General features: G+C 57.4%; 9 protein-coding genes, 2 tRNA genes and 3 rRNA genes. 1 reads left to right on the top strand and 13 read right to left on the bottom strand.

What is annotated here, in order from left to right; translation table 11 throughout:
* The 6 genes from istB to ACIA8D_RS41340 form a co-directional block, all read right to left on the bottom strand.
* A partial coding sequence (gene istB, locus ACIA8D_RS41365; RefSeq protein ID WP_105815947.1) for an IS21-like element helper ATPase IstB occupies positions 1 to 686 on the bottom strand: 686 nt, incomplete at its 3' end.
* Complete coding sequence (gene istA / locus ACIA8D_RS41360; protein ID WP_098552671.1) at positions 679 to 2,184, bottom strand: IS21 family transposase; 1,506 nt, start codon at positions 2,182 to 2,184, stop codon at positions 679 to 681. The genes istA and istB, both read right to left, overlap by 8 nt.
* A gap of 726 nt (positions 2,185 to 2,910) precedes the next feature.
* Positions 2,911 to 3,813 carry a plasmid partitioning protein RepB C-terminal domain-containing protein gene (locus ACIA8D_RS41355; protein WP_069353979.1) on the bottom strand — a complete coding sequence of 301 codons (903 nt, stop codon included), beginning with the start codon at positions 3,811 to 3,813 and terminating at the stop codon, positions 2,911 to 2,913.
* Positions 3,814 to 3,865: 52 nt separating this feature from the next.
* Positions 3,866 to 4,174 carry a ParB N-terminal domain-containing protein gene (locus ACIA8D_RS41350; protein ID WP_375805168.1) on the bottom strand — a complete coding sequence of 103 codons (309 nt, stop codon included), beginning with the start codon at positions 4,172 to 4,174 and terminating at the stop codon, positions 3,866 to 3,868.
* Positions 4,171 to 5,688 (bottom strand): recombinase family protein, encoded by a 1,518-nt coding sequence (locus tag ACIA8D_RS41345; RefSeq protein ID WP_375805167.1) that lies wholly within the window; start codon positions 5,686 to 5,688, stop codon positions 4,171 to 4,173. The genes ACIA8D_RS41350 and ACIA8D_RS41345 overlap by 4 nt, the downstream gene beginning before the upstream one ends.
* Positions 5,689 to 5,902: 214 nt before the next feature.
* Complete coding sequence (locus ACIA8D_RS41340) at positions 5,903 to 6,217, bottom strand: hypothetical protein (RefSeq protein WP_232357157.1); 315 nt, start codon at positions 6,215 to 6,217, stop codon at positions 5,903 to 5,905.
* A 502-nt stretch (positions 6,218 to 6,719) separates the two neighbouring features.
* Here ACIA8D_RS41340 and ACIA8D_RS41335 point away from each other — a divergent pair.
* The gene (locus ACIA8D_RS41335; protein ID WP_198108122.1) at positions 6,720 to 6,854 is read left to right on the top strand and encodes a PAAR domain-containing protein; all 135 of its coding nucleotides are present in this window, start codon (positions 6,720 to 6,722) and stop codon (positions 6,852 to 6,854) included.
* Between the two features lie 105 nt (positions 6,855 to 6,959).
* Here ACIA8D_RS41335 and rrf read toward each other — a convergent pair.
* The 7 genes from rrf to ACIA8D_RS41300 all read right to left on the bottom strand — a co-directional run.
* A 5S ribosomal RNA gene (gene rrf / locus ACIA8D_RS41330) occupies positions 6,960 to 7,072 on the bottom strand.
* Positions 7,073 to 7,226: 154 nt separating this feature from the next.
* Positions 7,227 to 10,108 (bottom strand): 23S ribosomal RNA (locus ACIA8D_RS41325).
* 289 nt (positions 10,109 to 10,397) lie between these two features.
* A tRNA-Ala gene (locus tag ACIA8D_RS41320) sits at positions 10,398 to 10,473 on the bottom strand.
* 38 nt (positions 10,474 to 10,511) lie between these two features.
* A tRNA-Ile gene (locus tag ACIA8D_RS41315) sits at positions 10,512 to 10,588 on the bottom strand.
* A gap of 63 nt (positions 10,589 to 10,651) precedes the next feature.
* Positions 10,652 to 12,184: ribosomal RNA gene (locus ACIA8D_RS41310) — 16S ribosomal RNA — on the bottom strand.
* The 16S, 23S and 5S rRNA genes sit together here with 2 tRNA genes alongside, the layout of an rRNA operon.
* A gap of 571 nt (positions 12,185 to 12,755) precedes the next feature.
* Positions 12,756 to 13,286 carry a cytochrome b gene (locus ACIA8D_RS41305; RefSeq protein ID WP_171026769.1) on the bottom strand — a complete coding sequence of 177 codons (531 nt, stop codon included), beginning with the start codon at positions 13,284 to 13,286 and terminating at the stop codon, positions 12,756 to 12,758.
* Positions 13,286 to 13,696, bottom strand: a 411-nt coding sequence (locus ACIA8D_RS41300; RefSeq protein ID WP_399240618.1) for a catalase, incomplete at its 5' end; no start/stop codon positions are given. The genes ACIA8D_RS41300 and ACIA8D_RS41305, both read right to left, overlap by 1 nt.

The following is a 13,696-nucleotide window of genomic DNA, read 5'->3' as shown; positions in this document are numbered from 1 at the left end:
ACGATGTGGCAGTGATGGGTGACGCGGTCCAGCAGCGCTGTCGTCATCTTTGCATCCCCGAACACGCTCGCCCACTCGCCGAAGCTGAGATTGGTCGTGATCGCGACGCTCGTGTGCTCGTAAAGCTTTGAGAGCAGATGGAACAGCAATGCACCACCGGTCTGGCTGAACGGCAGATAGCCCAGCTCATCGAGAATCACCAGATCGACGTACATCAGCTTGTGGGCGACCTGGCCTTGTTTGCCGATGGACTTCTCCTGCTCCAGGGCGTTGGTCAGCTCGACGGTCGAGAAGTAGCGCACACGCTTGCCGTGGCGCTGTACGGCTTCGATTCCGATCGCTGAGGCGAGGTGCGTCTTGCCAGTGCCCGGACCACCGATGAACACGACGTTGTGCGCGCTTTCGAGGAACGACAGCTCGCTCAGTTCGCGCACCAGCGCTTCGTCGACGTGTGCCTGCGCGAAGTCGAAGCCCTTCAGGTCGCGGTGGGCCGGGAAGCGCGCAGCGGTCATTTGATAGGCAATCGAGCGCACCTGCCGTTCGGCGGTTTCAGCCATCAACAGCTGCTTCATGAAGCGCTCCGGCTCGAAGTCCGTGTGGCGCGACTGCGCGAGCAGCTCCGGCCACGTGCTCGCCATGCCGTGCAGTTTAAGACCCTTGAGCTGGGCCGCGATATCGTTAGACATGACGATCCTCCGGTGGGTTGGCGCGCAGCGTCTCGTAACGGCTCACGTCGGCCGCGGGCTCTTCCTTGAGCTGGAGTTTCGTCGTGGCGAGGCTGCCATTCGTGACGGGCGCCTTCAGCCGGCTCAGCACGTTCAGGACGTGCTCTGCGCTGGGGCGTCCTGAATCCAGCGCAGCCTGTACGGCGAGCAGCACCGCATCGAGCCCGTGTTCGCGCACCGCAGCGAGCACCTGCGTCATGACGCGATCGCCGCCCGGGTGTTTCAGCAGATGCCGCTGCAGCAGTTGCAGCGGCTGCGGCATCGTGATGAACGGCGCGCCGTTGCGCAGTGCGCCGGGTTTGCGCTCGACCAACGTGACGTAGTGGCGCCAATCGTAGAAGGTCATGTGCCGCTCGAAGCTGCGTTCGTGGCGTGCGATCTCCTGGGCGTTGGCGACGACGCTGAGATATGCCGGATAGCAGCGCACGCTCACCAGCTGGTTCGTGTACTCGGTGGGCACGCTGTAGCGGTTGCGCTGGAAGTGAATCAGGCTGGTCGACGAGACTCGCAGGGTCTGCTCGATGTAGCCGTCGAACGGCCGTGGATTGGGCATCAGCCGGGTACGCTCGTCCTGCAGCACATCCTCGACTGTCAGCTCAGGCCACTGCGGGTGCCGCATGTGCCACGCCTCACGACACTGACCAGCGACCCATTCGTTCAGGATCTCCAGCGTTTCCCAGCGCCGTAGCGCTGCTTCGTGCCAGATCTGACGTCGCCGGTCCTGAACGTTCTTCTCGACGATGCCTTTCTCCCAGCCTGCAGCCCGGTTGCAGAACTCCGGCTCGAACAGGTAGTGACTGCACATCGCTTCGAAGCGCGCGTTGACCGCACGCTCCTTGCCGCGGCCAACCTTGTCCACGGCGGTCTTCATGTTGTCGTAGATGCCGCGCCGCGGCACGCCGCCGAACGCGGCGAATGCGCGGGCGTGCGCATCGAACAGCATCTCGTGACTCTGTGTGGGATAGGCGACGAGCCAGAACGCGCGGCTGGAGTTAAGTTTGACGTGGGCGACCTCCAGGCGTCGCCGTAGCCCGCCAACAAACGCGTATTCGCAGCTCCAGTCAAACTGGAAGGCTTCGCCGGGTTCGAAGGCGAGCGGCACGAAGGCCTTCCTGCGAGGCGCCTCAGCCTGCTCCTCGTGCCAACGCCTCACGAACGCGCTTACGCGGCCGTAGCTGCCGGCGTAACCCTCGGCGCGGATCGCCTCGAACATGAACCGGGCGGTGCGCCGGTCACGCTTCGGGCGATGACTGTCGGCACGCAGCCAACCTGTCAGCTGTGCGGCCCAGTCGTCGATGACGCTCGGGCTGACGCGCTTCGGATACTTCGGCTCGACGGCATCAGTCTGCCGCAGCCAGCGGCGCACCGTGTTTCGGGACAGGCCCGTACGCCGCGCAATCTCGCGCAACGGGACCTTCTCGCGGAAATACATCCGCCTGATCTTGGCCAATATACCCACCGTGATCACCTTTGTATCCCCTGCTCAAAGATTGAGCAGAGCATTCAATCACGTGGGTCAAAATTCGATGAAAATTTCCAGCTCTAGTGGGTCAGTTCTGCCCGGACATCAACAATAGCGCTACTTCGTGAGGCGCTCGGTCTACTTGCCGGCAGTAGTTAGAAGAGGGCATTCATTCCGATCCATGACAGGCACATATGAGCAGCCTCGCCGATACATGGCCGACTGAGAAATCGTGATGCTCTGCAGCTATCGCCGGGTTTTGTACACGCGCTTAAACACGACGCGGTCGCCGAACATCTTTTGTATGAGCAGGCTAAGCCCAACAAACACCACTGCACCTGTAACCCAGCCACCTACTGACATGGACTCGGGCAGGTGGCGATGCGCTTGATAGCCCGCGAACGCGGCAGCAAGTAGCGCCGCGCCGAAAAGTCCTCTTGCGGGCCCATACTCAACTTCAGCCTGACACCCGGTGCAAACCGTCGCGCCGCGCGGAACCCCAGTGCGGCAGTGAGTACAAGTCATATTGCTCATTATTTTCACGATCTAGGCTATGGAACCACTCGACTGCAACACGCAGTGAGCCCCTTTAAGCGCATAACGACATAAAGGTAAAATTCTTTAGACGAATTCGCAACGTCTCAACATACGAATTTTGGATCACGCAATTTTCGTGATCAGCAGACCGATTTTTGAAACGATACTCCGCCAAACTATCTGAGCTCAGGCAGTGGGATCGAGGGCCGGCTGCTCTAAGGCGATCGTATCGACGACGGACTGCAGTTCGCATAGCAAATCCGCTTGTTGGGCTTGCAGGTACTGGCGCACGGATTCGTTCTCAAGCAGCCTCGCGAGATAGCCCTTTGCGAGCACGAGGTTGAGCACGTCCTGTCCATAAGTCTGCTCGACCACCTTGTACTGCCCCTGCAGATTGCTCATCTCCCGCTCCATCTTCGCCATTTGCTCGGGGCTCACGCCGGCAAGCTTCCTCGGTTTCTTCCCTTCGACCAGCCGCGAAGCCGGCGTCGCAACGAGCAACGCTTCAGCGTACGAGACGGACAGGTTGTTTGCTGCCACCATGAGCTCAACACATTCGACTTGCCGCGTCGGCTTCATCTTCCGGAGCGCTCGCGCGAGCTCCGGCGAAAACTGCCGGTCCTTCAGGAGCTCGGTCGCTTCAGCGCAAATCCCATCCAGCAATGCCATCCTCTTGATGATCTGAGACACATCTACCGACAGCGCCTTCGCCAACCGCTCCGGGGACACACCTCGTTCAACCGCCCGACGAATCATGAAGTGCTCCTGGATGGTCGATAGTCGATTGACGCGGTTGTTGTACGTGTAGCTCTCGTCGTCAGTTGCAACTAGACAGGACACGGTGTTGAACTGGAGCTCCTGCAACGCGATCAATCGCAGATGCCCATCGAGCAGGACGTGGTTGCCCGATGCCTGGTCGACCGGCGTAACGGAAAGCGGCTCGATCAAGCCCACCTCTTCGATGGAGCTTCTGATTTGCTTGAACTTTCGCGAGTTCATCATGCCGGCAGGCGTGCGTCGCGATGGCAAGATGCTCGCGATTGGAACGGAAAGTGGTTCGGGAATGAACCCAAGTGCTACGCCGGTCATGCTGGACTCCCGCTCGGCCATACACGTTCTGCCAGATACTTCGGCAAAGTCGCTAGCTCCTCTCCGTCAGGCTCATGATGAACGCGTCTTCGTCGCTCACGCTCACCACAAGGGCTGGTATCGTCGTTTCGCCGAGTGATCGGAACGCCTTCAGTCGTCCCTCCCCACACACGAGAAGGTACTTCTCCACGCCACTGGCCGTTGCCCGCGGCGTGACCAGAATCGGCTTCTTCAGGCCGATCGTCTTGATGTTGCTGACGATTTCGTCGAAAACTCGACCATTACGCTCGCGAGGATTGATCACCTCAATCTGGCTGATCGGGATCATCCGAACCTCACCGGGCTGTTCACGCTGAGTCATGCTCGTCTCCTCAGTCGAGCACGCTGTGCCATGCCGTATAAGTAGTCCAGCGTGTCAAAGCGATAGCTCTCGAACTCGATCGGATTCCAGTCCGCAAGGCTGATGCGAGGCTGCCAAAAGTCGATGTGCGGCAGCAGGTAGTAGTCGAGCGCAGTCGAGTTGCTCTGGTCCAGCCTGACTGCGACGGTGATATCCGGCAGCAGGCTCGTGTCGAACCGCACCTTCCAGCGGTTACGGCCGCTGCTGCGCACCTGACACCGTGACAGCACGATGCAGGCAGTGAATTCCCTATTCACGGTCAACAGGTCCGTCGCCGGATCACGCGACACGGATCCGCCGAGATCCGCAATCTTCTTTTCCGTCTCGGCAACGATCTCTGGGTGCAGTTGCCGAATGAAGCGGTTCGTCTCGATATAACGATAGTCACGGCCGGGCGTGAAGCCAACCGTCTGGTACGCACGAATCAAGCTACCGAAGCGATACACGTAGACCGAGGTGGACGGCATACCCTCCGTTTCGTCGATCACGACGCCGGATAGAAAGCCTCGGCTTCGATACAGGTTTCGCAGACGCTCGATAAGCTCCTCACTCGAGTAGCGCCGGGCCCGCGCCCGCATGATGCCCTGCGCTGTATAGAACGTTTCGCTCGGCACGAGGGGTTCGAACGCACCCTCCTTGCGTATCCACATCTCCGACGGATTCGTGACACGAGATTTCTTCAGCTTGAACGACACACGGTTGTAGACGTTGTTGCCGATGTACTTTTCGTTGGTCAGCACCTCCCGAATCGTTGCCCGAGTCCAGGGTCGCCCAAGGTCCGTCTGAACGTTCATGCCGTTCAGGCGTGCGGCGATCTCGTGCTCATTGAGTGACTCATTGATGAACCAGCTGTAGATCAGGTTGACGATACGCACCTCGCTATCCGGGCCTGGCATCAGAATGACGCGGTCCGTCTGCAGGCACTTGTGCTGGCCGCGTTGCAATTCCCCCTTCATGAGGCCATGTTCGTCCACGAGGATCCGGCGTAACGCATAGCCTGCAGGTCCGCCTTGCCGGAAACCGAGCTCGATCAACCGACACTGGCCAGCGAAGACCTTCGCTGACAACTCGCGGCTGTACTCACCGGCCATCGCACGCTTCACACCTTTGACGATCGTCGAAACTGGCGAGCCGTCGTTCTCGAACTGTTCAGCGCAATAGGCGACCTGGATGCCTGCACGCCGGCAGATGTACTCGTAATAGGCACTTTCGTCTGCATCCTGGAATCGTCCCCAGCGGCTTACGTCGTAGACGAGGATGACCTGGAAATCGGCCATGCCGGTTTCCACGTCCCGGATCAGTTGCTGCAGCGCCTGGCGCCCATCGATACGCAAACCGCTTTTACCTTCGTCGGCGTAGGTCCGCACGATCTCAAGATCGCGACGAGCAGCGTAGTCGCGAATGCGATCACGTTGATTCTCCGTCGAGTATTGCTGGTGCTCCGTCGACATCCGAACGTATTCAGCAGCCCGCATCCTGCAGGCCTGCTCGTCAACGGATTCGCATGTGCAATCGAGGTCCACGATCCAGCTCCGACTGGCAACCGCCCCTCGCTGCGCCATCCCCGGCATCGATTAGGGGATTTGTATCGGTGAACGCGTCGCGCCTTGCAATGACGTCGAATGCGAGCGAGTACACAGCCAAGGTAGCAGGCCATAGACTCTTTTCGTACACGTCATCTCTTTGCAATCACGCCGGAACCGGCCTTGGCTCAGATAGCACGGCGATGTGCACCGTCCACGCGTTCATCTTTGCAACGCCTGCCTCAACCGCGTTGCGCAGGATGTAGAACCCAGATGCCAACGGGCGACAGGCCGGCCACACGTCCATGTTTGCAATGGCACCAGCAGTCCGCCGTGCATTTCGTCGTCGCTGCATCGCGCAATTGCGATCGCGATAGGCCGGGTGCGTCTCGCGGTAGTGCCGCCAGTAGTCAGGATGTCGGGCCCGCCAGCTGGCCTGGGCGCGGATCTGGTTCTCGCGATAGTCGGGATCGACTCGCATGCGCTGGTGCTGCCATGCACGCCGGCGAGCACGCTGGCATGCCTTGGCCGAGCAAAAGCGTTGATGAGGGATGTGTGAGAGCGGAGTGAAGGGTGTGCCGCAGGCGGCACAGATCCGATCCGATTTCATGGCCGTACTCCACAGAGGATTCACAATGGGGTCGGCCGTGTTCGGGGCCAGGGTCAGTTGAAGCCAGCTCGCGGGACGCGGCGTCCCACCCTCGCAGATTTTCCGCCGCTCGCGATGCTCGTGCGATTCACGCCTATCAGTTCCACTCTCAGTTCGCGCGGCGCAGAGCCTTGTGCCGCGAGCCTCTGCGGTCCACCCGCAAAAATTTTCACGTTTTGTGGCGTGACTGCCGAGTTTTTTCACTATTCGCGTCAAAAAGCTCGAAACGCCGTGACAGAGTTAGTGAAAAACTCCAATAAATTCAATGGGGCGACTTTTCAACATTTACGACACCCGACACGTAGATAGCACAACCTGAAAGCAGACCCATAAGTTGAAAGCTTACCCGATCGTTCAGGGCTCCAGCCAGTACACTATTGAAGGCCGCGCCGTTGCGCTGGACGGGATGAAGACTGCATGTGGCGCATCGCTGATCGCCAGCCAACAAGAATTCTTGGCAAGCGAGTGATGCTCTCTGATTTCAAATGAATCGGGCCTTGCCCGCTTCACACGCATTTCCGTCGCTGAAATGCAAAAACCCCCGCCTTTCGGGCGGGGGTTTCTGGCTTAGGGAGCCTGACGATTACCTACTTTCACACGGGAATCCGCACTATCATCGGCGTAGAGTCGTTTCACGGTCCTGTTCGGGATGGGAAGGGGTGGGACCGACTCGCTATGGTCATCAGGCAAAGAGGGTTGTTGCGCTGGCTTCGCAGCACAACCAATCCTGGAAGAAGCAGTAATCTTGAGTTGTGTGTATCACACACGAGAATCCAACTTGTCGCTTTGGATCGCAGCCGGTGCTGTCGCACGGCGCAGATCTACAAGGCAGACTTGTTATAGGATCAAGCCTTACGGGCAATTAGTATCAGTTAGCTGAACGCATTACTGCGCTTACACACCTGACCTATCAACGTCCTGGTCTCGAACGACCCTTCAAGGGGATCTAGTCCCCAGGGATATCTCATCTTAAGGCGAGTTTCCCGCTTAGATGCTTTCAGCGGTTATCTCTTCCGAACATAGCTACCCGGCGATGCCACTGGCGTGACAACCGGTACACCAGAGGTTCGTCCACTCCGGTCCTCTCGTACTAGGAGCAGCCCCCTTCAAATATCCAACGCCCACGGCAGATAGGGACCAAACTGTCTCACGACGTTTTAAACCCAGCTCACGTACCTCTTTAAATGGCGAACAGCCATACCCTTGGGACCGGCTACAGCCCCAGGATGAGATGAGCCGACATCGAGGTGCCAAACACCGCCGTCGATATGAACTCTTGGGCGGTATCAGCCTGTTATCCCCAGAGTACCTTTTATCCGTTGAGCGATGGCCCTTCCATACAGAACCACCGGATCACTATGACCTGCTTTCGCACCTGCTCGACTTGTCGGTCTCGCAGTTAAGCACGCTTATGCCATTGCACTATCAGCACGATTTCCGACCGTACCTAGCGTACCTTCGTACTCCTCCGTTACGCTTTGGGAGGAGACCGCCCCAGTCAAACTGCCTACCATGCACTGTCCCCGACCCGGATCACGGGCCAAGGTTAGAACCTCAAACAAACCAGGGTGGTATTTCAAGGACGGCTCCACCGAAACTAGCGTTCCGGTTTCATAGCCTCCCACCTATCCTACACAGATCGGTTCAAAGTCCAATGCAAAGCTACAGTAAAGGTTCATGGGGTCTTTCCGTCTAGCCGCGGGTAGATTGCATCATCACAAACACTTCAACTTCGCTGAGTCTCGGGAGGAGACAGTGTGGCCATCGTTACGCCATTCGTGCAGGTCGGAACTTACCCGACAAGGAATTTCGCTACCTTAGGACCGTTATAGTTACGGCCGCCGTTTACCGGGACTTCAATCAAGAGCTTGCACCCCATCATTTAATCTTCCGGCACCGGGCAGGCGTCACACCCTATACGTCCACTTTCGTGTTTGCAGAGTGCTGTGTTTTTATTAAACAGTCGCAGCCACCAGTTTATTGCAACCCCTTCACCCTTCTGGCGCAAGCCAGTCAAGCTACAAGGGCGTACCTTATCCCGAAGTTACGGTACCAATTTGCCGAGTTCCTTCTCCCGAGTTCTCTCAAGCGCCTTAGAATACTCATCTCGCCCACCTGTGTCGGTTTGCGGTACGGTCATCGTTAGACTGAAGCTTAGAGGCTTTTCTTGGAACCACTTCCAATTGCTTCGCTCCCTAAGGAGCTCGCGCCACACCCTTGAATTCCGCACCCGGATTTGCCTAAGTGCCTTCTCCAATGCAGCGACCGGGACTTCCAACACCCGGACAACCTTCCGCGATCCGTCCCCCCATCGCATCTAACAATGGTGCAGGAATATTGACCTGCTTCCCATCAGCTACGCATTTCTGCCTCGCCTTAGGGGCCGACTCACCCTACGCCGATGAACGTTGCGTAGGAAACCTTGGGCTTACGGCGAGGGGGCCTTTCACCCCCTTTATCGCTACTCATGTCAGCATTCGCACTTCCGATACCTCCAGCACCCTTTACAAGGCACCTTCGCAGGCTTACGGAACGCTCTCCTACCATGCGAGCAAAGCTCGCATCCGCAGCTTCGGTATATAGCTTAGCCCCGTTACATCTTCCGCGCAGGACGACTCGATCAGTGAGCTATTACGCTTTCTTTAAAGGGTGGCTGCTTCTAAGCCAACCTCCTGACTGTTTTAGCCTTCCCACTTCGTTTCCCACTTAGCTATATTTGGGGACCTTAGCTGGCGGTCTGGGTTGTTTCCCTCTTGACACCGGACGTTAGCACCCGATGTCTGTCTCCCGTGATTGCACTCTTCGGTATTCGGAGTTTGCTATGGCGGGGTAATCTGCAATAGACCCCCCAACCATGACAGTGCTCTACCCCCGAAGGTGAGACACGAGGCACTACCTAAATAGTTTTCGGAGAGAACCAGCTATTTCCAGGTTTGTTTAGCCTTTCACCCCTATCCACAGCTCATCCCCTAACTTTTCAACGTTAGTGGGTTCGGACCTCCAGTACGTGTTACCGCACCTTCATCCTGGCCATGGATAGATCACCTGGTTTCGGGTCTACGCCCAGCAACTGAACGCCCTATTCGGACTCGCTTTCGCTACGCCTGCCCTATACGGTTAAGCTTGCTACTGAACGTAAGTCGCTGACCCATTATACAAAAGGTACGCCGTCACCCCTTACGAGGCTCCGACTGTTTGTATGCATGCGGTTTCAGGATCTATTTCACTCCCCTCCCGGGGTTCTTTTCGCCTTTCCCTCACGGTACTGGTTCACTATCGGTCGATCACGAGTATTTAGCCTTGGAGGATGGTCCCCCCATCTTCAGACAGGATTTCACGTGTCCCGCCCTACTTGTCGCACACCTAGTTCTTTCATACTGTTTTCGCCTACAGGGCTATCACCTGCTATGGCCGCACTTTCCAGAGCGTTCGGCTAACAATACAAATAAAGAGTGCAAGGCTCATCCCATTTCGCTCGCCACTACTTTGGGAATCTCGGTTGATTTCTTTTCCTGCGGTTACTTAGATGTTTCAGTTCACCGCGTTCGCTTCGCATGGCCTATGTATTCAGCCATGGATACTCCAAAAGGAGTGGGTTTCCCCATTCGGACATCTACGGATCAAAGCTTGTTTGCCAGCTCCCCGTAGCTTTTCGCAGGCTACCGCGTCCTTCATCGCCTGTGATCGCCAAGGCATCCACCACATGCACTTGTTCGCTTGACCCTATAACGAGTCTGTCTCGCGACAGTCGCTACAGGTTGAGTTCTCGCGTTGTGCCGTATTCCAATTGAGTCAAACATAGAGTTCGAATCATCTTGAGATACATCGATACAATCACAACCCGGATAGTTTCCACGTCCATCTCAAGACGCTTCCGCTATCCAAATTACTTACTTCTTCCAGATTGTTAAAGAACGACAGCCGATACATACTACGTATCACTCTGACTGGCTCAATCGCCAATGCAAAATTCTCGGTTCAGTGTCTGAACCAAGCCCTTAGCGTTGGTGATTGGTGGAGGCAGACGGGATCGAACCGACGACCCCCTGCTTGCAAAGCAGGTGCTCTCCCAGCTGAGCTATGCCCCCATGAGTACAGATAACCTCAGGTACCTACCGCCAGACAATGGTGGGTCTGGTTGGATTCGAACCAACGACCCCCGCCTTATCAAGACGGTGCTCTAACCGACTGAGCTACAGACCCCTGAGTCTGTCTTTAAATTTACAGCCGATAAGCGTGAGCGCTCAACTTTGCGAGAAGCTCTGGAAAGGAGGTGATCCAGCCGCACCTTCCGATACGGCTACCTTGTTACGACTTCACCCCAGTCATGAATCCTACCGTGGTGACCGTCCTCCTTGCGGTTAGACTAGCCACTTCTGGTAAAACCCACTCCCATGGTGTGACGGGCGGTGTGTACAAGACCCGGGAACGTATTCACCGCGGCATGCTGATCCGCGATTACTAGCGATTCCAGCTTCATGCACTCGAGTTGCAGAGTGCAATCCGGACTACGATCGGTTTTCTGGGATTAGCTCCCCCTCGCGGGTTGGCAACCCTCTGTTCCGACCATTGTATGACGTGTGAAGCCCTACCCATAAGGGCCATGAGGACTTGACGTCATCCCCACCTTCCTCCGGTTTGTCACCGGCAGTCTCCTTAGAGTGCTCTTGCGTAGCAACTAAGGACAAGGGTTGCGCTCGTTGCGGGACTTAACCCAACATCTCACGACACGAGCTGACGACAGCCATGCAGCACCTGTGCGCCGGTTCTCTTTCGAGCACTCCCACCTCTCAGCGGGATTCCGACCATGTCAAGGGTAGGTAAGGTTTTTCGCGTTGCATCGAATTAATCCACATCATCCACCGCTTGTGCGGGTCCCCGTCAATTCCTTTGAGTTTTAATCTTGCGACCGTACTCCCCAGGCGGTCAACTTCACGCGTTAGCTACGTTACTAAGGAAATGAATCCCCAACAACTAGTTGACATCGTTTAGGGCGTGGACTACCAGGGTATCTAATCCTGTTTGCTCCCCACGCTTTCGTGCATGAGCGTCAGTATTGGCCCAGGGGGCTGCCTTCGCCATCGGTATTCCTCCACATCTCTACGCATTTCACTGCTACACGTGGAATTCTACCCCCCTCTGCCATACTCTAGCCTGCCAGTCACCAATGCAGTTCCCAGGTTGAGCCCGGGGATTTCACATCGGTCTTAGCAAACCGCCTGCGCACGCTTTACGCCCAGTAATTCCGATTAACGCTCGCACCCTACGTATTACCGCGGCTGCTGGCACGTAGTTAGCCGGTGCTTATTCTTCCGGTACCGTCATCCCCCGACTGTATTAGAGCCAAGGATTTCTTTCCGGACAAAAGTGCTTTACAACCCGAAGGCCTTCTTCACACACGCGGCATTGCTGGATCAGGCTTTCGCCCATTGTCCAAAATTCCCCACTGCTGCCTCCCGTAGGAGTCTGGGCCGTGTCTCAGTCCCAGTGTGGCTGGTCGTCCTCTCAGACCAGCTACTGATCGTCGCCTTGGTAGGCCTTTACCCCACCAACTAGCTAATCAGCCATCGGCCAACCCTATAGCGCGAGGCCCGAAGGTCCCCCGCTTTCATCCGTAGATCGTATGCGGTATTAATCCGGCTTTCGCCGGGCTATCCCCCACTACAGGACATGTTCCGATGTATTACTCACCCGTTCGCCACTCGCCACCAGGTGCAAGCACCCGTGCTGCCGTTCGACTTGCATGTGTAAGGCATGCCGCCAGCGTTCAATCTGAGCCAGGATCAAACTCTTCAGTTTAAACCTGTTACTGTTTTCGGTTCAGTTAAGAACCGGTCGCTCACTCAAAGCTGACAGGAATATGAATCACTTCATAAACCTGACTTACTTTAGTGTGAGACTCTTGATACTTTCGCTATCTGATCCGAGGATCAGCTCGCTGCCATCAAGCGCCCACACTTATCGGCTGTTAATTTTTAAAGAGCATTCTGCGAGGAACTTCGTGTTTCCCGGCAGCGCTGCGTTTTCAGCAGCAGAGAAGCGAGATTATCAACCGTTTTTTTAAATCCGTCAACAACTTTTTTAACTACTTCGTTGCGACGACTGCGGTTTAATTTCGTCAGCACTGGAATCGATAAAACCGACTTCAACAGCACCGCTTCCCTTCTCCCGCGCCGCGTTTCCGTTAGCGCGAAAGAGGCGTGATTCTAAGCACCTGCCTCAGTTTCCGCAACCCCTTTTGTGAAATTATTTTGACATGTGGTAGCGGAGGTCGCTGAACCTTTCCTCCGCTCATATATATGCGACACGGCGGGAGCAGCCCCGGTTGCCCGTGAACCGCCCCGCCGCATCGAGCGCAATCCTCCGCCGCTCACCGCCCCACCATCGCCCTCACCACACCGTCCCGCCGAATCAGCCCGTGATACAGCGCAGCGGCAAAGTGCGCGAGGAACGTCGCGAAGAACAGATACGCCAGCACCCGGTGCGCGACCCGAAGCCACGCGAACGTCACCGGATCAGCCGACACCAGCGCCGGCAGCTGCACACCACCGCCCAGCGTCACCGGATACCCGCCCGCCGACAGCATCGCCCAGCCGATCAGCGGCATCGCGAGCATCAGCGCATACAGCACGAGATGCGAACCGTGCGCGGCAACCTTCTGCCACCACGGCAGATCCTCCGGCAGCGCCGGCGGCTTCGACAGAACCCGCACCACGATCCGCACGCACACGAGCACCAGCACGGCAATGCCCAGCGGCTTGTGAATCGCCACCAGAAGCGCATGCCGCTCGGAAACGGACGCCACCATCCCCACCCCGATGAACAGCATCGCGATGATCATCGCGGCCATCACCCAGTGCAGCACCCGCGCCGGCAAGCCAAACGTCGTCGAAGCCTTCATCACCGTCCCTCCCCACTCAATCGCGCCACGCCCGCTACCCCGGCCTCTTCACTCGTCCTGCGCAGATACGAATCCGCATAAGCCGCCGACCGCGCCGCCAGCAACGGATCCCCCGATACCTGAATCCCCTGCGGCAGCACCGTCGGGTCGTAATTCACGTCGCGGCACGGCCCGCTGTCCTGCGCCTCCACGCGGTCGAGCACGAGCGTGCCCGCATCGATCGTCGTGCGCTGCGCGGGCCAGACCTTCGTCGCGTCGTCCACCGGGTCGCCAGGCTCCGCCAGCGTGACCAGCAGCTTCCACTTCTGCGGACCGGCCGCGATGCGCTGCGTCACGTCCTGCTGCAGCACGTTCGGGTCCGCCGCCGTGGCGACGTCGCCGGCGCCGGCCGTCTGCTCCGGCACGACGCG

It is taken from the genome of Streptomyces sp. NPDC051684, from assembly GCF_044453445.1.
Lineage (GTDB): Bacteria > Actinomycetota > Actinomycetes > Streptomycetales > Streptomycetaceae > Streptomyces.
This window is presented reverse-complemented; position numbering and strand designations above follow the sequence as displayed.